Source organism: Pannonibacter sp., assembly GCF_051860505.1.
Classification (GTDB): domain Bacteria; phylum Pseudomonadota; class Alphaproteobacteria; order Rhizobiales; family Stappiaceae; genus Pannonibacter.
The window spans coordinates 49,418-73,153 of sequence record NZ_JBHYDX010000006.1; the positions used below are offsets into that span (position 1 = coordinate 49,418).

Consider the following 23,736-nt stretch of genomic DNA (forward strand, 5'->3'; position numbering starts at 1 on the left):
GAAACAGATTTCAAAGGGGCCCATCGGGGCGTCAGTTTGGTTCATCGTGTTTCAGGCAAACGGCGGCCCCCGGATCTGGCGGGCGTTGATGATGCGCGAGGGCGGGACCGTGAGGCCTGGGGCAGGGCGATGTGTCTGACCGGCTGCCCTGTCCAGTGCCGGACCGGCAACGATTGGAGGCAAGGCGCCCGAGGAGCCCAGATGCAGACACGCCGGGCCACAGGCGCAATGGATCGGATCATGCCCCCGGACCGGCTCGCCACTGCCCGCTTCAGATGTGCAAAGGAATGCGACCGGCCAGTCGGCTGCAGCGGACGGGGCGACGACGCTTCCTGTCAGGCCAAGTGACAGCAGCAGCAACCGGGCAACCAGCGCGACAACGCCCAACACCACGAACGGCAGCCGTTCGCGGCGCAATTGGCGGAGAGGGGACCCGGAGCGAAGCATAGGCGCACTATGGTTGAGCATGACAAGCCATGCGAGTGAAATCTTGCCGCAGCGGTGACGGGTCAAGCAGGGCCGGACACGGCTTGCCCTGCGAGTTCGTCCTCGGTCACGGGTTCCGGCGAAATCACGGCGCCGATCGGCGAGGTGGCTTCCGGTCCGAAGTCGCGCTTATCCTCTGGGGCCGGAGTCGCACGGGCCGCAAGACGTGTGATGATGAATCCGATGGTCAGAAGCTGGACGCCGGCGACCACGAGATACAGCCCCGATGGTCCGATGGTCTGCATTGCAAATGACGCCCCGGTCGGACCAATGATCGAGCCGATACCATAGGACAAGAGCAGGCCAGAGGACGTCTCGACATAGTCGGTCGGGGTCGCATGATCGAACGCATGCGCCACCGCGATGGAATAGGCCGGCTGAAGCACCGCACCGACTGCCACGACATAAAGGGTCGCGATCCATGGCGTACGCGGTTCGATCAAGGCGATGGCGGTTGCGATCGCGAGTGTTGCAAAGGCAAGTCCAAGTAACACATGCCGACGATCCATCCGATCGGACAGGCGCCCGAATGGCCATTGGCCGAGAACGCCGCCGCCGATGAAGGCCGCAGCGTAGTAGGCGGCCTCCGTCGTGGTCATGCCGATCTGGGTGCCATAGATCGGCGACAGGGTCCAGACGGCGCTGCTGGCAAGGCCCATCAGAAGGCAACCGACAAAAGCCGCAGGCGAAGTCTGATATAGTTTGACAGGGCGGAAGCGGACAATCGTGATGGGCGCAGGTTGTGTCGAGGTGGTCAGGGACAGCGGGATGACTGCCAGACTGACCATTACCGAAGCGACGATGAACGGGATGAAGCTATCAATACCGATGAAGGACACCGAGATCTGCCCGACCATCATCGCCGTGTACAGCACAACGATATAAAACGACATGATCATGCCGCGATTGCGGTTGTCCGCCGCTTCATTGAGCCAGCTTTCAACGATCATGTAGAATCCGGCCAGGCAGAAGCCGGATATGACGCGGATGAGGAACCAGGACAGCGGATCGACAAATACGGGATGCAGCAGCGCTGCCGCCGACATCAGCGACACGAGCGCCGCAAAGGCCCGCACATGCCCCCCTCGCCGGATCACGAAAGGTCCAGCGAGGCAGCCTGCCACCATGCCAACAAAATAGGCGGATGAAACAAGCCCGATGGCAAGATCGGAGAAGGCTGCCTGCTGTGCCGCCAGCGGCAGCAAGGTCCCTTGCAAGCCGTGTCCGACGATCAGGAGTGCCACCGAGGCGAGAAGGGCCGAGATCGAGGCGAGGGCCTTGAACATGAAAGCGGATCCAGGGGCTTCGAACTGCCGTAAGGCAGCAGACATATCAGGGCAGCACTATGGCTGAGTGTCAGCCGCCTGTCACACTCGCCGCGGCGGGACGTGTCCTGGCGAGACCGTCAGGTCGATCATGCCTTGAGGCGGGTCAGGGGCGGCCGATGCAGCCAGGAGATTTCACCTGGTTCAAGCGCTGCGGACAGATCCGCCCACATCCCGGCCAAGCGCCTCAAACACGGCGATGAGGATGCCCTCCGCTGTCAGGCTGGCGTCCTTGTACATCTGCTCAGGCTTGTCCTGGTCCTGGTAGCGGTCCGGCAGGCGCATGCAGCGGACCTTCAGGCCCCGGTCAAGTGCCCCCAGATCGGCCAGGGCCGTCAGGACATGGCTGCCGAAGCCGCCGATCGCCCCCTCCTCGACCATGACCAGAACTTCGTGTTCACGGGCCAGTAGGGCGATCAAGTCCATGTCGAGCGGCTTGGCGAAGCGGGCATCTGCCACCGTCGTGGAAAGGCCCGCAGCATCGAGCTCGTCCGCTGCTTTCAGGCATTCAGCCAGGCGCGTGCCGAAGGACAGGAGTGCTACCTTGGTGCCTTCCTTGCGGATGACGCCCTTGCCGATCTCCAGAACGCTGCCACGTTCCGGCAAATCGATGCCGACGCCTTCGCCGCGCGGATAGCGGAACGAGATCGGGCCTTCATCGTAAGCGGCGGCCGTTGCCACCATGTGGCGCAGTTCCGCCTCGTCCGACGCCGCCATTACCACAAAGCCGGGAAGACAGGCCAGGAAGGCCGTGTCGAAGGAGCCCGCATGGGTCGGGCCGTCCGCACCGACAAGTCCGGCGCGGTCGATCGGGAAACGGACCGGCAGCCCCTGGATCGCGACGTCATGGACCAGCTGGTCATAGCCGCGCTGCAGGAAGGTGGAGTAGATCGCACAGAATGGCTTGTAGCCTTCGCTGGCGAGGCCAGCAGCGAAGGTGACGGCATGCTGCTCGGCGATGCCGACATCGAACACGCGTGCCGGCATGACCTGCTGCATCAGGTCCAGACCCGTGCCGTCCGGCATGGCGGCGGTCACGGCAACGATCTTGTCGTCGTGCTCTGCTTCCTGGATCAGCGATTGTGCGAAAACCGAAGTGTAGCTTGGGGCGTTGGCTTTCGGCTTGGCCTGCTTGCCGGTGATGACGTCGAACTTGGCAACGCCATGATACTTGTCCTTGGCGCCTTCCGCCGGAGCATAGCCCTTGCCCTTCTGGGTGACCACGTGGATCAGCACCGGGCCCTGATGCGTGTCGCGCACATTCTTGAGCACAGGCAGCAGGTGCTCCAGATTGTGGCCGTCCACGGGGCCGACATAGTAGAACCCGAGTTCCTCGAACAGCGTGCCGCCGGTCCAGAAGCCCCGGGCATATTCCTCGGCGCGAGCAGCCTTTTCCTGCAAGGGGCGCGGCAGAGCCTTGGCAATGTGCTTGGCGGCATCGCGCAACGACTTGTAGGTGCGGCCCGAAACGAGCTTGGCGAGATAGGCCGACATCGCTCCGACCGGCGGCGCAATGGACATGTCGTTGTCGTTGAGGATGACGATCAGGCGCGAGTTCATCGAGCCGGCGTTGTTCATTGCCTCATAGGCCATGCCAGCGGACATCGCACCATCGCCGATCACCGCAATGACGTTGTTCTTGCGCCCGTCCAGGTCCCGGGCCACCGCCATGCCGAGCCCGGCGGAGATCGAGGTCGACGAGTGAGCCGCCCCGAACGGGTCAAATTCACTTTCACTGCGCTTTGTAAACCCGGACAGCCCGTTCGGCTGTCTGAGGGTGCGGATGCGGTCACGGCGCCCGGTCAGGATCTTGTGCGGGTAGCACTGGTGGCCGACATCCCAGATCAGCCGGTCGTCCGGCGTGTTGAAGACGTGGTGGATCGCGACGGTCAGTTCAACGACGCCGAGGCCGGCACCAAGGTGGCCGCCGGTCTGGGACACGGCATCGATGGTTTCTGCGCGCAGTTCCTGAGCCAGTTGGGGCAGGTCAGCTTCGGGGATCGACCGCAGCACCGAAATATCAGTCAGCAGATCGAGCAGGGGGGTATGCGGCTTGACGGACACGCTCTCAACCACTCCAAATGGGCGCAGACAAGCACCGACGCTTACACGAAGGGCGCAAGGGGCGCAAACCCTGCGACGCCGGTGATATAGGGTGGATCGGCGATACAACTCGCGCTGTGATTGAACAAAAGCGAAGCCAGTTTATTTTGTCACCCGCTTGGGTGATGCGGCTGGGTAAAAAATGTCATAATGCTTTTGCGTGGTCGATGGGGCCACGTGCACAGTGATAACTGGGGCCGTGTTATGCGCGGCCCCGTTTTTTTAAGTCTGCACATATTAATATGCAGTATTCCTTACGCGAAAATGCAGACGTCTTTCGGCCGGTTTTCTTGGTCGTTTCAATAAAGTGCTGAGATACGGAACATCAGCTGATACAGCTCGGCCTGTGATCCTGCCCCGGTCTTTTCAAAAATGCGGCGCAGATGCGTCTTGCCTGTGTTCCGCGTAATACAAAGCGTTTCCAGCGTTTCGGACAGTGACCCGGTCATGGCGAGGTAGTAGGCAAGCCGGGCCTCGCTTTTCGACAGACCGAAGACGGACTGGAGTGCGTCACGGGCTTCACGCGAAATTGCCGGTGCCTCGCGAAGGATGACGAGCACATGTCCGTCCGAGGGTTCCAGGTCGAGGCCGGGCACGGGCCATACCGTGCGCAGCACAAATCGGCATAGTGTGCCGTCAGTTCGGCTGTGCAGGCTGTCGCGGATCTGGATGGCAGGCGGCGCCCCGGATCGGTCATGCTGCCGTACGTCCTCGAGCAATTCGTCCAGGAGTTCGTCAACATCCTTGGGCACGATCTGCAGCCGGCCGCTGCGGGTGTCAAACAGGTCGGCGGCAGCAAGCGCCTCGATGCCGCCAGGGGTTGTTGCGACAACGCGGCGCATCTCATCAATCAGAATGGCGTTGCCGCCATCGTGGCGCGTCAGCATCCGCTGGCGCTGCAGGTCGAGCATGTGGCTGCGGCGTTGCCCGGACAGCTCCAGGGCCTGCCCAAGTGCCCGCAACAGGCGACGGGTGAACGGAATATTCGCCGCTGCAAGACCGGGGCTGCCAGGCGTCGACAGCAGCATGAAGATATCCCGCCCGTCGCCACTTTCCCGGACAGCGGCCAGAAGCCCATGCGTCTGCACCAGGTCATTGTGCGGGCCGGCCCAGAGCAGGTCGTCGATCTGGGAGGTCAGTGCCTGCTTGCAGTAGGGCGTCTGCAGTTCGGCTTCGTTGAGCATGAAGCCAAGCATTGAGCGGCCGCTGCCCGTCTTGAGGGCAACCAGCAACTGCAGGGGCACAAGGGCTTGTTCGGGCGAACAATAGCGACCTGTGTGCCGTCCACTGGCGGAAAACTCGAAAAGAAATGCAGTCCCGCCAAGTTCCTCCCCGATCCGTGCAGCAGCATCCGGCCACGTAGCTGGAGCATTTACCGCAGCGTAGAGGCTGTCGATCAGCGCATCAGGGGGGGCATCTTCGGGTTGCGTCATGTCGGGATAGAACTCCCGGTCGTCACTGCCTCATGCGGGCCATGCAGCCCTTGTCGGCCAGAGTCTTGCCTGATCAGCTTTCCGGATCAAGGGGGGTGGTGCCCTGTGCCCGGCCATCGGCGCCGAGCTGGATTTTTTCCACCTTTTCTTCGGCCTGTTTCAGCAGCCGATCGCAATGGGCGCGCAACTGGGCGCCTCGCTCATACATCTCGATGCTCTTCTCCAGCGGGACGTTGCCCTGTTCCAGCGCCTGGACGATCTGCTCAAGCTGACGCAGAGCCTCTTCGAAGGAGAGGGCGGCGAGATCGGCAGGCATCTGGGTCATGGCGTGGCTCACGGAAACAACGATGGAACAGCCTCGGCTGGCGGGCCGCAACCCTCGCTGCAACCGTGCCAAAGGTCAAGACCCGGTACCGCATCGCAGATGAGGCTCACCATTTATTCCAGTTATTCTGGCGCGGGTCGTCTGGTGCGCCCTAGCCTGTCATCAGGGTCATGACATGGGCCGCCGTCGAGCGAGCAAGTCCCTCAAGATCGTAGCCGCCCTCAAGAATGGACACGACATGCCCGTTGCTGTGGCGATCGGCGACATCCATCAACTGCCGGGTGATCCAACCGAAATCAGCTTCCAGCAGAGCAAGTCCGCCGAGCGGATCGCGGGCATGGGCGTCGAAGCCCGCCGAGATCAGGATCAGCTCCGGGGCGAAATGCTCCAGCCGCGGCAGCACGGCAGTTTCCACGGCTTCGCGAAAGATGGCTCCGTCGTCGCCGGCGGCCAGCGGCACATTGACAATCGTATCGGCGTCGCCCCGCTCATCTGCCGCGCCGCTACCGGGATAAAGCGGCATCTGATGGGTGGAGACATACATCACCGACGGATCGGCCCAGAAAATATCCTGGGTGCCATTGCCGTGATGCACGTCGAAGTCAACGATGGCGACCCGGCCAAGGCCATAGCGTGCCTGCGCGTAGCGGGCGGCGATTGCAACATTGTTGAAGAGGCAGAACCCCATGGCCCGATCATGCTCGGCATGATGGCCAGGCGGGCGCGAGGCGACGAAGGCGTTGCCGACCTTTCGGGCCAGGACTTCGTCGACGGCCCGGCAGGCTCCGCCCACGCCGCGCAATGCGGCTTCCCAACTGCCCGGTGACATGGTCGTGTCTGCATCGATCCGCACCAGGCCTTCCTGCGGCGCCGCCTTGTAGAGCCTGTCGATATAAGCACCGGGATGAGCGCGTGCGATGTCCTCGATTGCGCCCATCGGCGCTGTGTCACGTTCCAGCGACTGAAAGCGCTCGTGTTCCAGGACCCGGTCAATTGCCCGCAACCGATCAGGCCGTTCCGGATGGCCAATCGGTGTCAGATGGTCAAGGAAGCACGGATGGGAAATATACAGGGTGGACAAGACGGCTCCGGGGCGGCTCGAAAAGGAGAGGCGAGAGCTGCCAGTGAGCGTCATGACGCAAGGCCTGTCAATGCGTCAGGTCAAACATTGGCGAATGGTGAGAGCGGGTCTTCCGCAAGCATGCGCCTGGAAAAAGGCAAAGAAAAAAGGACCTGGCCGCAAGGCCAAGTCCTCTGGAAGGTGCGAGCATCGCTATGCTCGAGGGGAGGTCCGCTGCATCACCCGTCTAACTATTGAATACGTGATTCCGTCGCGGAACGTCGAGCGGATTACCGTAACGTACGCCGGCAAAACTGTGAATAAGCGGGCCCTGCAGATAATATCAAGGGCATAATTTTTGATGTAACTTGATTTGTATACGTAAGTTTACAAGCGGCTCACAATAAAAATTCTATAAAAATCCATGTAAGAATTAGGAAACTGGTAGCTCTTTCAAATATTTATAAAAATATAACGTTGATGCTGCAAATTTAACTTTAGGATATGCTTCATTTTTTTCGAATACAGTTGATCATGATGGTGCGATTTTCGCTTGTTTGGGACAGGAGGCGCACCGCCATACAGGATGTCCGATCCGGATCACTTGCAAAGTCTTCTCAGGATCGCCAGACGCAAGGAGCATACAATGCGGAATATGTTGCGGGTGAGTGTGAGCTTCTTTCTGGTGTCTGCCGCATGTTTGACGGCCAATGCAGCCGAGATCAAAATTCTCGCCGGTGACCTGCCGCCGATGATGAATGCGGACGGCACGGGCCGCGAAGCCGAAATCATCAAGACGACCCTGGAGCGCTGTGGCCATACGGTGAAATTCGAAGTCCAGCCGTTCACGCGCCACTGGGCCAGCTTCAAGGACGGTGCCGGCGACGCCGTAACAACCATTCCTCCCGGCTTGCCGCTGCCCGGCACACCGACGTCCCAGTATATCGCCTATCAGAATGGCGTTGCGTTCCTGGCCTCGCGTCCGCAGCCGTTCGAGACCCTTGTCGACCTGAACGGCAACAGCGTTGTGGCCTTCAAGGGCGCTGCTGAAATCATTCCAGGCTTCGGTGACGCCAGCAAGGGCTTCTCCGAGTATCGCGAAATGGCAGACCAGATCACCCAGAACAAGCTCGTGTTTGGCGGGCGGGCGGCGGCGGCCGTTGGGGACGGCATGATCTTTGCCGAATACAGCCGGCAGCTGCAGGAAAGCAGGGAAACGCTGCCGTTCGATCCGAACCAGCCTGTCCGGTTCAATGCGCTGTTCGAGCCGTCGCCCTACGTCATGCAGTTCCGCGACCCGGCCCATGCGGCCGACTTTGACCGCTGCTTCAAGGAAGCAGAAGCGGACGGCACCATCGCCAAAATTAACAAGGCCTGGGTCGACAAGTACCGCGACACTCTTGGCTCGTCCTACCTGAACTACTGATATCGAAGGCCTGTGCCGGGATCAGCTGCGCGGCGCGGCGGCCCGGCGCAGGCGGTCATTGATCGCTTCGCCCAGATCCTTTTCCGGGACCGGCTGCACCGCGATAGTCGCTGCGCCCGAGCGGTCGAGAACCCGCAGGCCCTTGAACAGATTGGCTGCGGCTTCTGCAAGGTTTCCTGCGACGGACAAGTTGAACACTTCAACCGCATGGCCAGCGTTCTCCGGTGGCACGGATCCGAAAGCAAGCAAGGCCTCGCCGGGCTGCACGTCTCTGGCGTCAAGGCGCACGCGTGCGCCGGGGGCATAATGCGATGTCATCATGCCCGGAGCCATCGGAGCGGCGTCGTCAGCTTCCGCAACGACCAGCTTTTCACCAAGGACGGCTTCAATTGCAGCTCGTGGCAGGCCGCCGGGACGAAGCAGTGTCGGGCGCGGACCCGCCAGGCTGACAATGGTGGACTCCAGTCCGATCGGGCAGGGGCCCGCGTCAATCACATGCGCAACCTTGTCTGCAAGGTCACCGATGACGTCATCGGCCGTGGTGGGGCTGATCTTTCCGGACAGATTGGCGCTCGGTGCCGCCAGCGGCCGCCCGCTGGCCTCGGCCAGCCAGCGCATCACGGGGGCGTCGGGGACCCGCAACGCCAGTGTCTCCAGTCCGGCTGTCACCAGATCCGCAATCGGGGAGCCTTCCTGGCGTAGCACCACGAGCGTCAGCGGGCCCGGCCAGAAAGCGTTGGCCAAACTCAGGGCGCGCGCGTCGAAGATGCCGTGGCGCCGGGCAGCCTCAAGGCTCTCGACATGCGAGATCAGCGGGTTGAAGCTCGGCCGACCTTTCGCAGCATAGATGCCCGCACAGGCAATCCCATTGGTGGCATCGGCTGCCAGACCATAGACAGTCTCGGTCGGCACCCCGACCAATGCCCCGGCAACCAGTGCGTCGGCAACCGGCTGCAGCACCCCGGAGGTCATCCATGCGGTGGACTTCAAATCCACGGACCAGCGTTGCATTGTGGTGCTCATCCCGGCCTCATCGAAGGCAGGCTCTGCCCGGAGCAAAGGCTGCCGATGGGTAATGGTATTGACGTTTACGTAAACGTCTGTACGTTCACCTGCAATCAAGAACGTTGCGCGGCGTTTTGGGGGCTAGGCCCGCTGCCGTCAAGCGGCAAGCGCTCGCGCAAGAGGGAGAAACCGATGTATCGCGCGCCTCTGTCTGAAATTGCCTTCACCCTGAACCATGTCGCCGGGCTGCAGGAGCTTCGTGCACTGCCTGGCATGGACGAACTCTCTGACGATCTCGTCGAGGCAATCCTGACCGAGGCAGGGCGCTTCACGGCCGAGGAGATCGCCCCGCTCAACGCCATGTCCGACAAGACCGGCACACCGTTCAAGGACGGCAAGGTCACGATCCCGCAGGCCTGGACCGATCTTTATCACAAGTGGATCGAAGGTGGCTGGAACGGGCTTGCCGCCGATCCGGCCCATGGCGGACAGGGCCTACCCTTGATGCTCTATATCGCGACCCTGGAAATGTGGAACTCGGGTTCCATGGCCTTTGCTATTTGCCCGACGCTGACGGTCGGCGCCATCGAAGCGCTGGAAAAGCACGCCAGCGAGGACCTGAAGGCCACTTATCTCGAAAAGCTCGTGTCCGGCGAATGGACCGGCACGATGAACCTCACCGAACCGCAGGCTGGTTCCGACCTCAATGCCCTGAAGGCACGTGCGGAGCGCAATCCTGACGGCACCTACCGCATCTTCGGACAGAAGATCTATATCACCTATGGCGAGCACGAGATGACGGACAATATCGTCCATCTCGTGCTGGCTCGCCTGCCGGATGCGCCGGCGGGAACGCGCGGCATCTCGCTGTTTCTGGTGCCGAAGTTCCTGGTCAATCCGGATGGCAGCCTTGGCGCGCGCAATGACGTGCGCTGCGCCGGCGTTGAACACAAGATGGGCATCCACGGATCGCCGACCTGCACCATGATCTATGGCGATGAGGGCGGGGCAACCGGCTGGTTGATCGGCGAGGAAAACCGTGGCCTTGCTTGCATGTTCACGATGATGAACAACGCCCGGCTTGCAGTGGGCGTGCAGGGGTTGGGTGTCTCTGAACGGGCCTACCAGAAGGCGCTGTCCTATGCTCTGGACCGTCGTCAAGGCAAGGCACCCGGCGACACGGGCGATGGCATGAGCCCGATTGCCCTGCATCCGGACGTCAAGCGAATGTTGCTCGGCATGCAGGCCCGCACCCAGGTAGCTCGGGCGATCTGCTACGCCTGCGCCCACGCGATTGACCGCGCGCGCCTTGCCTCGACCGCCGAGGACAAGACTTACTGGAGCGACCGCGCTGGGCTGCTGACCCCCATTGCCAAGGCCCTGTCGACCGACTTCGGCGTTGAAAGCGCCTCGCTCGGCGTGCAGATCCACGGCGGCATGGGCTTCATCGAGGAGACCGGCGCGGCACAGCACCTGCGCGATGCCCGCATTGCCCCGATCTACGAAGGCACCAATGGCATTCAGGCCATCGATCTGGTGCAGCGCAAGCTGCCACTGTCCGGCGGCGCGCATGTGAAGGGCTTCCTCGAAGACCTGTCGGCCATTGCGTCCGATGCAAAGGCGCATGGGGACGCCGGCGTCGCAGTCCTGGCCAAGCCACTGGAGACCGCGATTGCCGACCTCACCGAGGCGACCGGCTGGATGCAGCAGGCACTGGCGGATGGTCGCATCGCCGAGGCGCAGGCCGGCGCAACGCCCTATCTGCGCCTGGCCGGACTGACGCTTGGAGCCGCGTTGCTCGCCAAGGGTGCGCTGCATCAGGACGTTGATGCAAAGGCAACCGCCCATCGTCGTCTGCTGGCCCAGTTCTTTGCCGATACGATGCTGACCGAGGTCACTGGCCTTGCCCGTGATGTCACCGGTTCGTCGGCCAGCATCCTTGCCTATGACCCGCTGGCCCAGGCGTCCTGAGCGCTCAAGGAGACCCCGAGATGATCCGCATCCACCGCGACGGCGGCGTCAATGTCCTGCGCTTTGACCGCCCCGAGAAGAAAAACGCCATCACCGGCGACATGTACACGGCGCTGGCCGAGGGACTGAGGGCCGGTGACGCTGACAGCGATGTGCGGTGTCATCTGATCTGCGGCAGTCCGGGTGCCTTTACGTCCGGCAATGACATTGCCGACTTCCTGCAACATGCGGGCAAGGGCGACTTTGCCAAGATGCCGGTGCTGCAGTTTCTCGATGCTCTGGCGCGGTCGCAGAAGCCGCTGGTCGCCGCCGTCGACGGCCTGGCCATTGGCGTGGGTGCCACGCTGCTTCTGCATTGCGACATGGTGTTCGCCAGTCCCCGCAGCCTGATCAAGTCGCCGTTCGTGGATCTGGGACTGGTGCCGGAAGCGGGGTCCAGCCTGCTGGCACCGCGCCTGATGGGGCATCCGCGTGCCTTTGAACTGTTGTGTCTTGGAGAAGGGTTCAGCGCCGAAGCAGCGCATGCGGCCGGTCTCGTCAATCACGTGGTGCCTGAGGACGACCTCGAGGCGCGCGCGCTTGCGACAGCACATGCCATCGCGTCCAAGCCGGTGGAGGCGATGCGCCTGTCGCGGGATCTGCTGCGCGGCGACCGGACCGATCTGCTTCAGCGCATGGACGAGGAGGCGAAGCTTTTTGCGTCGCGTCTGTCCTCTGCGGAGGCGATCACTGCCTTTACAGCGTTCATGTCCAAGGGCCGTGGCTGAATTCGGTCTGATCCGAAAATGGAAAGCCTGGCACGGCCTACGCCGCGACAGGCTCAGATTGCAGACAACCCCTCGATTGTCATCCCGGACGAGAGCGAAGCGGAGATCCGGGACCGGCGAGCCAGGGTCTCTCCGGGTTTAACGGAACAAAAGATAGAAGCCTCGACTCTCCGGTCCCGGCTCGGCGCTGCGCTTGGCCGGATGACGGCGGTGAGGTCGAGGTTTGTCATCAAGCTCAGCCTGTCACGGCCTACGCCGCGACAGGGTGAACTGTGTATGGAGCCTCGTGCTCAGTCGAATTCGGGTCCGCGCGCCGGATAGGGCGTGATTTCCTTCCAGGCCTTCATCAAGGTGGCGAGTTCCTCATCGCCGTGTGGCGGGAGTACGATCTCGAGCCTTACCAACAGATCGCCGTGACCGCCGGCCTTGGTCGGAAGGCCCTTGCCCTTCAGTCGCATGACCTTGCCACTGCTGGAGCCGGCCGGGATGGTGAGATTGACGGCGCCATCAAGCGTCGGCGTGCGGATCTTGGCCCCCAGCACGGCTTCATAGAGGGTCAGTGGCAGATCGAGATGCAGATCCGACGCCTTGACCTCGAACAGCTTGTGGGGGCGCAGGCGGATTTCAACCACCACGTCACCCGCTGGGCCGCCATTGAGGCCAGGGTGGCCCTGGCCACGCAGGCGGATCTTGTCCCCTTCTTCGGTGCCGGCCGGGGTTCTCATGTCGACGCTCTTGCCGGAGGGCAGCGTCACGCGCGCCTTGCCGTCGCGGGCCAATTCCTCGAGCGTGACTGCAAGCGTGATGTCGACCGTCTTGCCGGGCTGTGGCATGGACGAGCGCCCCGTGCCCGCGCTGCCGGCCCCTGCGGCCCCGGGCCCGCGACGGGCGCCGAACCCACCGAGGATGTCATTCAGGATATCATCAAAGCCACCGCCTGCCGCACCGCCCGTCGGTCCGCCCGAGGCGCGGAAGCCGCGTGTGCTTCCGGCTTCGCGGAACGGATCGAAGTCTGAAAAGCCTTCGAAGCCGTGCGCCTGGAACTTCGGCTTGCCATCAGCATCGATTTCGCCGCGGTCGAACTTGGGCCGTTTGTCCTTGTCGCCGAGGATCTCATAGGCCTGATTGATTTCGGAAAACCGGGACTGAGCCTCCGGATTGTTGGCATTCTGATCCGGATGGTACTGTTTTGCGAGCTTGCGGAAGGCTCGCTTGATGTCCTGTTCGGTCGCCGACTTGGGTACGCCAAGCACGGAGTAGGGATCGCGCATGTGTGGTCCGCTGTTGGGGCAGGTGCGCCGGGGGTCGGCGCAGGCGTCTGCCGGTCATACTATCGTGCCTGGAATATATGATGCGAGAAGCCGTTGTGCCAGATCAGGCTTGTCCCGGACTGGTGCAATTCCCGCTGCGTCAGGTCTTGGCTTCCGCCAGATTGATCACCGCCATTTGCTGGCGCGCATCGCGGCAGGCATTGCCGTCATAGGCCCGGACACCCTGGATGGTGTTGGCGGTGGTGCGGAAGGCGACACAGCCAAGCAGGTCCCGTCCTTCCGGGGTGAGCGCGATGATCGTGCCCGAATTGCCGCTCGCCGGATTGAGCCAGGGGACATTGATCGCGTTGCCTGACGCTGGTGCGCTGGCAATGGCGAGGGCGATCAACTGCCGGTCTGTCGCATCGATGTCGGACGAAGGTGCCTGGGAACCGGTGCCGGACGGGTCCGTGGCCAGCCCGCTGCCTGCACTGTTGATGGAGCCTGTGACATCACTCATGTCGACCACATCGCTGGTCGCAAGTGGCCCGCTAATCTGGGCGCAGGCTCCAAGACCAATGTTGACCGACAAAAACGTCGCAAGCAGCCCGAGACGCTTGGAAAGCAATCCCGGATATGGAAGGTTACGCATCACCTAGGGCCCTTCTCACCCGGATCACGCCGCCCCGACGGCCACCGGATACCCCACCCAGACCAGCCGACAGAGCCAATGACCCAGAGTGATGACACTTCCTCAAAAGACTTAACAAACGGTGATTTCACGGAAGTAGCGGAGCCATTTGAGCTTTTTGCCAAATGGCTTGCCGATGCCGAGCCCAAGGAGATCAACGACGCCAACGCGGTGGCTCTTGCCACGGTTGATCCGGACGGGCTGCCGAACGTCCGGATGGTGCTGCTGAAGGGCTTCGATGAACGAGGCTTCGTCTTCTATACCAACCTGGAAAGTGCAAAGGGCCGTGAACTGCTGTCGGCCCGCAAGGCCGCGCTGTGCTTCCATTGGAAGTCGCTGCGCCGGCAGGTCCGGGTGCGCGGACTGGTCGACCTCGTCAGCGATGCGGAGGCGGATGAGTATTATCAGTCGCGCGCCCGAGGCAGTCGCATCGGTGCCTGGGCGTCGAAGCAGTCACGCCCGCTCGAAAGCCGATTTGCGCTGGAAAAGGAAGTGGCGCGCTACACGGCCAAGTTCGGCATTGGCGACATTCCGCGTCCCGACCACTGGACCGGCCTCAGGATCACGCCGCTGGAGATCGAGTTCTGGCACGATCGCCCGTTCCGGCTGCATGACCGGGTCCGCTTTACCCGCCCGAGCGGGGATGACGCCTGGGACAAGGCGCGCCTCTATCCCTGACAACCCGGCCGAAGCTGCTCGGTCCCTGCGGTCTCAGAGCAGTTTCTTCATGCGGAAATAGAGGAAGGTAAGGCCGACCGAGACCACCATCAGGCCGAGCGAATAGGGATAGCCATACTCCCACTTCAGCTCGGGCATGCCCTCGAAGTTCATGCCGTAGATCGAGGCGATCAGGGTCGGCGGCATGAAGATGACGGCAAGAACCGAGAAGATCTTGATGATCTGGTTCTGCTCCAGATTGACGAGGCCGACAGTCGCGTCCAGCAGGAAGCTCAGTTTGGTGTCGAGTGCGTCGGCATGTTCCTTGATCGACTGGATGTCACGGCCGTAGGTCTTGCAGGCGGCGGTCTGTTCATCGGTCAGGCCGACCCGCTGCGCCCTGCTGGCAAGAAACAGGAACAGGCGCAGCAGGCTGGCGCAGACGTCATGCATGCGGGCAACCTGCAGGCCGATGCGGCCTTGCATGCGGATTGCGGCGCGATAGGTGTCAGCCTTGCGTGAACTCAGCCCTTCCTCGAACACCTTGACCGACATCTTGTCGAAGGAATCTGACGCTTCCTCCAGCACATCGGCGCAGCGATCGATGATGATGTCGAGCATCACGAAAAGAACCCCCGGTCCATTGCGAGGAATGGTGGGATCACTTTGCACTTTGCGGGAACAATTGACGATCGACTGCGGCTCACCATAGCGCACGGTGACCAGGCGCTTGGCGCTGAGGACGAAGGTGACGGAGGAGAGCTTTGGGTCCGGCGTGCGCGCTGCCATCGGCAGCAGGCCTGTCATGACAATGGCCCCTGGCTCGTCATAAAGCCGCTCGGATGTCTCGATGGAAGCGATTTCCTCGCGGGTCGGGATCTCGGCCCCCATCATGTGCTCGGCGGCAAGCTGTTCCTCGTGGGTCGGGTTGAACAGGTCGATCCAGACCGCCGTCATCGGAATGTTGCCGCCGGAGGGAACCTCTGATCGGGCAAAGCCGTTTGTGGTCGGCGTATAGACGATGATCATGTCCCTGGCTCCGCCGGCAATATCAACTTGCCGGACCATGCCATGGGAACAGACTTCCGCCAAGCCGAAGTTATTGATTTGTCAGCAAAGTAAAGGGAGGGGCTGTTGGCGCGCAGCCCTCCGGCGCAGGCAGCGGACTGCCTGGCGCCGGGGCAGTTGCAAGGCCGGTTAGCGCTTGGCGGTCCCGGCAGACTTCACGCACATGGCAGCCGATACGGCCTGAATAGCGACAGGCTTGTATTGTTGCACGAGGTTCGGGGCAGTCTCTGGTTTCTTCTCGGTTGCGCTCGACATGAACGAATATCCGGTTAGGGGGCGTTGACAGGAGAACTGCTGCGCTTCGATTGCGGCGGCCTTATGGCCAGCGCTTCGGGCGCGTGTTTCTTTTGCAGTGCAAACTACTGAAAATTAACACGGATCCCAAGCTTCACACGGTAGAGGTGACGCTTGGTTAACTCATACTCTCAAGCAAAGCCGGCGAAAAGAGTGAAACAGCGACATCGGCTTGAACTTTCGTGACAGAACGTCTCCGTTGCGTGACCAGCGGCACGTTCCCGGGCGCTTGAACAATTCATGTGTCCATTCGTGGTCTTGTCTTGCCGGAGTTCCGCCGGTTCTTTGCAAAGGGCATCGTCATGTGGATCGAGGCGCCAAATGGCCGCGCAAGGAGCAGTATCCACGAGCTTGTGTTGTTCTCAGCCCTGTTGACGCGGCGAATCGTCTGCATGGGCTTGCGCAATTGCAATGGGCGTGGCTGTTTCCCTTACCCGGCGGATGAATCGTCGGTGCCTGACGTCACCGGAGCCGTGGCCGCTCTCAAGCGCCCAAAGCCGGTCCGTGGCAGCAGGGAACACGAAGACGATGCGGCGGCCGGTCACAGGACCCGCCGCCCCGGAGACGGTTCATGAGTGCACGCCCGCAGACGGCGATCAAGGCGATCCTCTTTGACAAGGATGGCACCCTCATCGATTTCCAGCAAACCTGGTCACCTGCATTCGGTCGCCTGCTCGAGACAATGGCCGAAGGTGATGTTGTCCTGAAAGGGGAACTTGCCCGCATCAGCGGTTTCGACCTGAAAGAAGGGCTGTTCGACCCGAACTCGCCCTTTGTCGCTGGCGCAAATGATACCGTGCTGGATGAGTGGGCCCGCGTGCTCGGCGTGTCGGACACCCGGGCGTTGCTGATGGAGATGGAAGCACATCTCTTCCGCTTTGGCCTTGAAAGCCTTGCCCCGTTTGCAACGCTCGAACCCACGATCCGCACGTTGCACGCAGCCGGCTATGTCCTCGGCATCGCGACCAATGATACGGAAGCCGCCGCCCGCGCCCAGATGGAAGCGCTCGGCCTCAGCGACTGCTTTGCCCATGTCTTCGGCTATGACAGTGGCCATGGCCCGAAGCCTGAGCCGGGCATGATCCTGGCCTTCAGCCGGGAGACCGGCCTGGCGCCGCATGAGATCGCCCTGGTCGGCGACAGCCTGCACGACATGCACGCTGGCCGAAATGCCGGTGTGCGCCGCGTTGCCGTCACAACCGGCACTGTAGGCGCGTCTGTTCTGGCGCCACATGCCGACCATGTTTTTGATGGTCTTGATGATCTTCTCGACTGGCTTGATCGAATGGAAGCCTGATCCGCCGGCCCTTCTGTCTGGTATTTGCCCAACGTTCGGCTAGGATGCGCCCTTGCAGGCTCAGGCAGCCGGAGGGGGCCGATTGCGCAAGAGATATCCAGTCCGCCGTTCCGAACTGGCACGTGCCGCCCGCTTCATCGCGGCGCTTGGCATGCCGACTTTGCTGGCGGGCGTTCTGGCCCATCGGGCCGGCGTTATTGGCGCGCAGGACCTGGCCAATACGCTTCTGGCTGCCGTCGTTCTCGGCCTCACCGGTGTCGCGATGAGTTGCATCGCGATTACGAACTGGTGGAACAGGGGGGGGATCGGTGTTGCCGATGCCGTCCGTGGCCTGTTCTATGGTCTGATCATGCTTGCTCCTGCAGGCGCTGTGCTGGCCGCCACCGCAGCATTTCCGCCGCTGACCGATGTCAGCACCGATCTGCGTGATCCGCCTTCGTTTGCAGGCGAGCGTGCGACCCAAAGCGCCGCCGCCGCCGTCCGCGAAGAACTGCAGCGTGTTGCCTATCCGGATATCGTCTCCCGGCGCTTCCGCATCAGTCCGTCAGATCTGCATGCGGCGGTCCTCAAGGTCATTGAAAAGGAACGATGGACTGTCCTTGCCGAACTGCCGCCGGACATGCGGGACGCGCCGACCCTGATTGAAGCCAAGACACATGTGCCGGTGGTGGCAATTGCGAGCGACCTGACCATCCGGGTTCGCCCGGACCGCACAGGCGCATTGCTTGATGTCAGGGCGCGGAGTGAATTGCCGACCCATGATCTCGGGCTTAACGCCTGGCGCATTCGCGGGTTTTACCGGGCTCTCGACGAGACCTTGACCGAAGCCTATGGCGACATCGCAAAGCTCACAGTGACGGCGGAGGAGGCGGCTGCCACTGTGGTGGAAGAACTGCCTTTGCTCACCGGAGAGCCGCAGTCCGCTGGAGCAGGAGCCGTGCCCTTGCCGTCGATGAAGCCGGCGGCAGTGCCGCCAGTCCCTGGGGCCCTGCCTGGTGAGTTCGACGAGATTTACGAGGAAGACCTGCCGCAGGGGTGACTGAGGCGTCATTCGGCTCTGATGTAGTGGTCCGACAGACCGCCGTCGTGGCCAGGTTGAACCAGACCCAGTGCGATCAGGCGCTCCAGTTGTGCAAGCACCGACAGGGCCGCTGCGCCCTTCAGGGATGACTCAAGGCCGACATAGACAGCATCCACGATCTGCGGAACCGACAGGGGAACGTCGCCAAGGACGGCAAGGACTGCGGCCTCCCGCCGAAGCCTGTGGTCTTTCAGGGCTGCCACATAGTCATGCGCCGCGCGCAGCATGGTGCCATGTCCGGGAAGGTAGGTTGCCTCGGGGCGCTGCAGCAGGACATCGAGTGACTCCAGATAGTCCTGCATCGATCCGTCCGGTGGTGCAACGATGGATGTCGACCAGGCCATGACGTGATCAGCGGAGAACAGGACATTCTCGTCCGGAAGGGCAAAGGCAAGGTGGTTTGCCGTGTGTCCTGGCGTTGCAACGGCGACGAACCGCCCGGAGGCAAGATGCAGTTCCGCCCCGTCGGCAAGTTCCTCATCCGCCCGGAACTCCCGGTCAGAACTGGCATCAAGCGGATTGATTTCCCCCAGTGCCAGATCGCGGGCGCTGTGATGCGGTCTGCAGCCGATGATCTTTGCTCCGGTGCGATGCGCCAGGGGGCGGGCAGCCGGTGAATGATCCTTGTGCGTGTGGCTGACGAGGATCGCGCTGATTCGCGCACCGCCGGCTGCCCGGAGAATAGCCGCGATGTGGGCGTCATCGTCAGGGCCTGGGTCGATTACGGCAAGATCCTGTGTTCCCACGAGATAGGTGTTGGTGCCGTGAAAGGTGAAGGGGCCGGGATTGGCTGCGGTCAGCCGCCGGATGCCAGGCAGAACCTCAACAGCCGTGCCATAGGCGGGATCGAAATGAAGGTCGTGGACGAGCCTGGGCATCTGGGTCACTCCGGGGCGAAACGAGGCTGCCGACAACCGGAAAACCCGGTTGCCGGCCTGCGCCATTGCCGAACTGCCGTGAATCGGTAATGTGCCTTGGTTAGGTTCGGGGCCTTGAAGACGCGCCCGTCTGGCGGGCCCGTGAACACGAAACCGGCGGCAATAGACCATGTCCAATCCCGAGCAGTCCATATCCCTTGAAGTCGTGTTACCGCTCGCCCGGCCACAAGCCTTTGAACTGGTGGTTGAGCGGTTCGCGGCCTGGTGGCCACGCGAATACACGTTTCTGGGTGACAGCCTCGATGATATCGGCATCGATCCCCACCTCGGCGGCCAATGCTACGAGCAGGACCGGGGCGGGACACGCATCGTCTGGGGCACCGTGCTGTCAATCGAGCAACCGCTGTATCTGCGCCTCGCCTGGCAGATTACGCCGGACCGCCAGACCATTGCCGATCCTGCGGCGGCCAGTCGCGTGATGATGTCCTTCCGCGAAGCAGGCGAGGCAACGCGGCTGGAACTGGTTCATACGGACTTCATCCGTCACGGCGAAAGTGCGGACAAGTACCGGGCCCAGATGGCCTCACCGGCCGGTTGGCCGCTTTGCCTTGCCAGGTTGGCGGCGATGGCCAGGCGGCGCTGAGTCCAGACGCAGGATTTGGTGAGCCACCTTATTGCGCGCGTGTGGATTGACGGGGCAATTGTCGCGCAACTGACATCTGCGCTGTGTTATTTGGCCGGTTCAGTTTTGCACCAGTCTCAAGAGCCGGGAGGAGGCGCCGGAGAGTGCCATGGCCGACAATACCGAAGTGACCGAACCTGCGCCGCGTAGCGGTCCTGTGGCGTCTCCCTTGCGCAGAGTTCTCGATGTAAAGTGGCTGCTGTTTGCTGTCCTGCTGTTGATGGGGCTTGCCGTCGCCGTTTATGGGGTGCCGGTTCCCGCTGTGCTCGCCGCTGCGGCACTGCTCCTGGTCATTGTCCTTGTCACGCCACGCCCCGGACTGCTGCCACCTGCAATCCTGCTGGATGACCGCCGCGAGCAAAGGCGCCTGTGGCCAGGCACCGGAATGAAGGTGACGGTGGATGCGCTGTCGATGCCCTGTTTCCTGGTCGATGGGCGCGGGATCACCCGCTATGTCAACACTGTGGCTCGGGCCCGCTACAGCGGCGTCAGGCCCGGAGATCCGGTGTCGTTCGGCCTGCGCGCGCCGTCGCTGCTCGAGGCCTTCGACCGGGCCCGCACCAACGGCACGGTGGAGCGGATCGAGTGGGCCGAAAAGGTGCCGACGGAATCCTGGTTCGAGGCCAGCATTGCACCGATCCACATGCCTGCGGCCAATGGCGCGACCGCAACCGGCGGCAATCCGGATTTCCTTCTGGTTGCCATCCGGGATCTGACCGAACAGCGCCGGCTTGAGCGGATGCGCACGGATTTCGTCGCCAACGCCAGCCATGAACTGCGCACACCGCTGGCCTCCCTGACCGGCTTCATCGAGACGCTGCAGGGACCGGCCAAGGAAGATGCAGTGGCGCGGGAACGGTTTCTGGCCATCATGCTTGATCAGGCCAACCGGATGCGCCGGCTGATCGACGATATTCTCTCCCTGTCGCGGATCGAGCTCAAAGCCCATGTCCGGCCGGAAACGCAGGTCGACCTGGCCGAGATCGTCCGGCACACGATGGATGCCCTTTCGCCGCTGGCACGGGAACTGGATCTCGAGATCGGCCTGACGGCTCCTGCCGGTGAAGTTCTCGTGCGCGGGGATCGCGACGAACTCATCCAGGTTGCCGAGAACCTGATCGAGAATGGGTTGAAATACGGCAGCATCGGCAAGCGGATCGATATCTCGATCGAGACGGGCAAGCCGAGCGGCTGGTGTCTGGCGGTGAAGGATTACGGCGAAGGCATCGCGCCTGAACACCTGCCCCGTCTGACGGAGCGGTTCTACCGGGTCGATGTCGCATCGAGCCGGGCAATGAAGGGCACCGGCCTGGGGCTCGCCATCGTCAAGCATATCCTGACCCGGCACAGGGCGCGGCTGGATATTGACAGCCGACCAGGCGAAGGGGCCCGGTTTGCTGTTACCTTTCCAGAACCTGTGCCGCCGGCGGACAGACCGTCGGGTCGCATTGCCGGCTAAGAGAAGCGCGCCGCTTTGTCACATTAGTCTCAACGAGTTGCGATATCTGTCTGGCAAGGGCAATGGCAGACAGGAGTGTGGGGTGTACGCTGCTGGTATCAAACTCGGACTTGTTGGGATTCTGGGGCTTTGCGGGATGGCATCGGCTGCTGCCTTCGAACGTCAACAACTCCAGATCGTCGGGTCCTCGACGGTGTTTCCGTTCTCGAAGACGGTCGCAGAACGCATCGGCATGTCGGGCAAGATCATGATGCCGATTGTGGAATCGACCGGAACCGGCGGCGGGATGGAGATATTCTGTGCCGGAACCGGCCCACAGACTCCGGACATTACCAACGCGTCACGGGCGATAAAGGCTTCTGAAGCCAAGTTCTGTGCCGCCAACGGCGTCACCGCAGCCGAACTGAAGATCGGCTATGACGGCATCGTTGTTGCCAATTACAAGGATGCGCCGGATTTCAACCTGACACTTCGGCAGATCTTCCTGTCGCTGGCGGCCAAGGTGCCGGTTGATGGCACGCTGGTGGACAATCCCTACCGGACATGGTCGCAGATTGATCCAGCCCTTCCCGACAGCCCGATCGAGGTTCTAGGCCCCCCGCCAACGTCTGGAACCCGCGACGCCTTCGTGGAAATGGCCATGGAAGGCGGCTGTGCGCTGATTGAAGACGCCGCGAAACTTGGTCTCAAGGGCAAGGCCTGCCATGCAATCCGGGAAGACGGGGCGTTTCTCGACACGGGCGAGAATGATGACCTGATCGTGCAGTTTCTCGATGCCAATCCCAAGGCGCTCGGTATTTTCGGGTTCTCGTTCCTGAACAAGAATACGAGCCACCTCAAGGGAGCGTTGATCCAGGGCATTGAGCCGGACTTCGCCAATATCGCCAATGGCAGTTATCCGCTGGCCCGCCCGCTGTTCATCTATGTCAAACTGGAGCATGTCGGCAATGTCCCCGCCATTGCGGACTATGTGTCCGAATTGACGCGGGAAGAGGCCTGGGGGCCATCCGGTTACCTGAAGGAGAAAGGCCTCATCCCGCTTCCCGACGCGGAGCGGAACGAGCAGCGCATCCGTATCGCCCCCGTCCTTGCCGGAAATTGATACAGGGCGGCGGTTGTTTCAGCTTTTGGCATACGCAATCTGGACAGGGTCCGGATGGTTTCCGTCTCGGCACAAAAGCGTCATACAGACGACTGGATCCGTGCGGCTTGAAGCAGAAAACCAAATAAATCCAATTAATTGTAGTGTCATGAAATTGATATGCAAGTGTCATACGAGTCACATCACGCCGACCTATGGTCCGCCCATCGCCTAGGTTCTTAACAGGATCTGGTGGTGATCTAGAAACCTTGACATTCGAAGGGAGTGGTCAAGTGAAGTTTAAGTCTCTCGTTAGCGTGGCGGCCATCGCGGTTGCTGCTACTGCCGTTGCTGGTGTCGCTCAGGCCCGCGACCAGGTCCAGATCGCTGGTTCCTCCACCGTTCTCCCCTACGCCTCGATCGTTGCTGAAGCGTTCGGCGAAAACACTGACTTCCCGACCCCGGTCGTGGAATCCGGCGGTTCGGGTGCTGGCCGTAAGAAGCTGTGCGAAGGCGTTGGTGAGAACACCATCGACATCGCCAACTCGTCCAGCCGTATCAGCAAGTCTGACATCGAGCTGTGCGCCAAGAACGGCGTGACGGACATCATGGAAGTCCGCTTCGGCTATGACGGCATCGTCTTCGCTTCGGACATCAAGGGTAACAAGTTCGAGTTCACCCCGGCTGACTGGCACTCCGCTCTGGCCGCTCAGGTCTTGGTAGATGGCAAGCTCGTTGCCAACCCGAACAAGAAGTGGAGCGACGTCCGCGCCGACCTGCCGGCTCAGGACATCCTCGCCTTCATCCCGGGCACCAAGCACGGCACCCGCGAAGTGTTCGACGAAAAGGTTCTGCACGCTGGCTGCAAGGCCAATGGCGTTGAAGAAGCTCTGATCGCTGCCGCCAACGGCGACAAGGCCGCTGCCAAGGGCTGCATGGCACTTCGTACCGATGGCGTCTCCATCGACATCGACGGTGACTACACCGAGACCCTGGCTCGCGTTGCTGCCAACCAGCAGGGCATCGGCGTGTTCGGCCTGTCGTTCTACCAGAACAACACCGACAAGCTCCAGGTCGCAACCATGGGCGGCGTTCTGCCGAGCGTCGAGACCATTGCCAAGGGTGAGTACCCGGTCTCGCGTCCGCTGTATTTCTACGTCAAGAAGGCGCACATCGGCGTCATCCCGGGCCTGAAGGAATACGTCGAGTTCTTCATGTCTGACGACATCGCTGGCCCGAATGGCCCGCTCGCTCAGTATGGCCTCGTTTCCGACCCGGAACTGGCTGCGACCCAGAAGGCAGTTGCCGACGAAGTCGTGATGGGCCCGCTCAACTAAGCGGACCTGGCGTACCGAAAGTCCAGGGTGGCGCTGAAGCGCCACCCATTTTCTCATGGA

At 62.0% G+C, this 23,736-nt stretch carries 21 protein-coding genes; 10 read left to right on the top strand and 11 right to left on the bottom strand.

The window, feature by feature from the left end:
- Positions 1-51: 51 nt before the first annotated feature.
- The 6 genes from ACTIFE_RS05895 to ACTIFE_RS05920 form a co-directional block, all read right to left on the bottom strand.
- Entirely contained in the window at positions 52-417 is a 366-nt protein-coding gene (locus ACTIFE_RS05895; protein ID WP_439528234.1) for a hypothetical protein, read from the bottom strand.
- Between the two features lie 92 nt (positions 418-509).
- The gene (locus tag ACTIFE_RS05900) at positions 510-1,772 is read right to left on the bottom strand and encodes an MFS transporter (protein ID WP_439528235.1); all 1,263 of its coding nucleotides are present in this window, start codon (positions 1,770-1,772) and stop codon (positions 510-512) included.
- A 183-nt stretch (positions 1,773-1,955) separates the two neighbouring features.
- Positions 1,956-3,875, bottom strand: a complete 1,920-nt coding sequence (dxs, locus tag ACTIFE_RS05905) for a 1-deoxy-D-xylulose-5-phosphate synthase (RefSeq protein ID WP_439528236.1) — start codon at positions 3,873-3,875, stop codon at positions 1,956-1,958.
- 338 nt (positions 3,876-4,213) lie between these two features.
- Complete coding sequence (locus ACTIFE_RS05910) at positions 4,214-5,347, bottom strand: helix-turn-helix transcriptional regulator (protein WP_439528237.1); 1,134 nt, start codon at positions 5,345-5,347, stop codon at positions 4,214-4,216.
- 73 nt (positions 5,348-5,420) lie between these two features.
- Positions 5,421-5,672: an exodeoxyribonuclease VII small subunit gene (locus ACTIFE_RS05915; RefSeq protein WP_439528238.1), complete on the bottom strand. Its 252-nt coding sequence runs from the start codon at positions 5,670-5,672 to the stop codon at positions 5,421-5,423.
- A 151-nt stretch (positions 5,673-5,823) separates the two neighbouring features.
- Positions 5,824-6,753 (bottom strand): histone deacetylase family protein, encoded by a 930-nt coding sequence (locus ACTIFE_RS05920; protein WP_439528239.1) that lies wholly within the window; start codon positions 6,751-6,753, stop codon positions 5,824-5,826.
- A gap of 625 nt (positions 6,754-7,378) precedes the next feature.
- Here ACTIFE_RS05920 and ACTIFE_RS05925 point away from each other — a divergent pair.
- Positions 7,379-8,158, top strand: a complete 780-nt coding sequence (locus ACTIFE_RS05925; protein WP_439528240.1) for an ABC transporter substrate-binding protein — start codon at positions 7,379-7,381, stop codon at positions 8,156-8,158.
- Between the two features lie 21 nt (positions 8,159-8,179).
- Here ACTIFE_RS05925 and ACTIFE_RS05930 read toward each other — a convergent pair whose 3' ends face one another.
- Positions 8,180-9,169 carry an L-threonylcarbamoyladenylate synthase gene (locus ACTIFE_RS05930; RefSeq protein WP_439528336.1) on the bottom strand — a complete coding sequence of 330 codons (990 nt, stop codon included), beginning with the start codon at positions 9,167-9,169 and terminating at the stop codon, positions 8,180-8,182.
- Positions 9,170-9,355: 186 nt separating this feature from the next.
- Between ACTIFE_RS05930 and ACTIFE_RS05935 the strand changes: the two genes are divergently transcribed.
- Positions 9,356-11,134 carry an acyl-CoA dehydrogenase gene (locus ACTIFE_RS05935; RefSeq protein WP_439528241.1) on the top strand — a complete coding sequence of 593 codons (1,779 nt, stop codon included), beginning with the start codon at positions 9,356-9,358 and terminating at the stop codon, positions 11,132-11,134.
- A gap of 20 nt (positions 11,135-11,154) precedes the next feature.
- The gene (locus ACTIFE_RS05940; RefSeq protein ID WP_439528242.1) at positions 11,155-11,901 is read left to right on the top strand and encodes a crotonase/enoyl-CoA hydratase family protein; all 747 of its coding nucleotides are present in this window, start codon (positions 11,155-11,157) and stop codon (positions 11,899-11,901) included.
- 290 nt (positions 11,902-12,191) lie between these two features.
- On the opposite strand, the gene ACTIFE_RS05945 is transcribed toward ACTIFE_RS05940, so the two are convergent.
- Positions 12,192-13,172, bottom strand: coding sequence for a DnaJ C-terminal domain-containing protein (locus ACTIFE_RS05945; RefSeq protein WP_439528243.1), 981 nt, complete (start codon positions 13,170-13,172; stop codon positions 12,192-12,194).
- A 139-nt stretch (positions 13,173-13,311) separates the two neighbouring features.
- Positions 13,312-13,803 carry an RT0821/Lpp0805 family surface protein gene (locus ACTIFE_RS05950; RefSeq protein ID WP_439528244.1) on the bottom strand — a complete coding sequence of 164 codons (492 nt, stop codon included), beginning with the start codon at positions 13,801-13,803 and terminating at the stop codon, positions 13,312-13,314.
- Positions 13,804-13,881: 78 nt separating this feature from the next.
- Between ACTIFE_RS05950 and pdxH the strand changes: the two genes are divergently transcribed.
- Positions 13,882-14,520, top strand: coding sequence for a pyridoxamine 5'-phosphate oxidase (gene pdxH / locus ACTIFE_RS05955; protein ID WP_439528245.1), 639 nt, complete (start codon positions 13,882-13,884; stop codon positions 14,518-14,520).
- Positions 14,521-14,553: 33 nt separating this feature from the next.
- Here the strand turns inward: pdxH and ACTIFE_RS05960 are convergent, their stop codons facing one another.
- Complete coding sequence (locus tag ACTIFE_RS05960) at positions 14,554-15,528, bottom strand: magnesium transporter CorA family protein (protein WP_439528246.1); 975 nt, start codon at positions 15,526-15,528, stop codon at positions 14,554-14,556.
- 904 nt (positions 15,529-16,432) lie between these two features.
- Here ACTIFE_RS05960 and ACTIFE_RS05965 point away from each other — a divergent pair.
- On the top strand, positions 16,433-17,158 hold the full coding sequence (locus ACTIFE_RS05965; RefSeq protein ID WP_439528247.1) for an HAD family hydrolase: 726 nt from the start codon (positions 16,433-16,435) through the stop codon (positions 17,156-17,158).
- An 82-nt stretch (positions 17,159-17,240) separates the two neighbouring features.
- Positions 17,241-18,197, top strand: a complete 957-nt coding sequence (locus ACTIFE_RS05970; protein ID WP_439528248.1) for a DUF1499 domain-containing protein — start codon at positions 17,241-17,243, stop codon at positions 18,195-18,197.
- Between the two features lie 8 nt (positions 18,198-18,205).
- On the opposite strand, the gene ACTIFE_RS05975 is transcribed toward ACTIFE_RS05970, so the two are convergent.
- The gene (locus ACTIFE_RS05975) at positions 18,206-19,117 is read right to left on the bottom strand and encodes an MBL fold metallo-hydrolase (RefSeq protein WP_439528249.1); all 912 of its coding nucleotides are present in this window, start codon (positions 19,115-19,117) and stop codon (positions 18,206-18,208) included.
- A 169-nt stretch (positions 19,118-19,286) separates the two neighbouring features.
- Here ACTIFE_RS05975 and ACTIFE_RS05980 point away from each other — a divergent pair, with 169 nt between their 5' ends.
- The 4 genes from ACTIFE_RS05980 (at position 19,287) to ACTIFE_RS05995 (ending at position 23,676) form a co-directional block, all read left to right on the top strand.
- Entirely contained in the window at positions 19,287-19,760 is a 474-nt protein-coding gene (locus ACTIFE_RS05980) for an SRPBCC family protein (protein ID WP_439528250.1), read from the top strand.
- Between the two features lie 148 nt (positions 19,761-19,908).
- On the top strand, positions 19,909-21,258 hold the full coding sequence (locus ACTIFE_RS05985; RefSeq protein WP_439528251.1) for an ATP-binding protein: 1,350 nt from the start codon (positions 19,909-19,911) through the stop codon (positions 21,256-21,258).
- Positions 21,259-21,394: 136 nt separating this feature from the next.
- Complete coding sequence (locus ACTIFE_RS05990; protein ID WP_439528252.1) at positions 21,395-22,360, top strand: substrate-binding domain-containing protein; 966 nt, start codon at positions 21,395-21,397, stop codon at positions 22,358-22,360.
- 272 nt (positions 22,361-22,632) lie between these two features.
- Positions 22,633-23,676: a substrate-binding domain-containing protein gene (locus tag ACTIFE_RS05995; RefSeq protein WP_439528253.1), complete on the top strand. Its 1,044-nt coding sequence runs from the start codon at positions 22,633-22,635 to the stop codon at positions 23,674-23,676.
- The last annotated feature ends 60 nt before the right edge of the window (positions 23,677-23,736 follow it).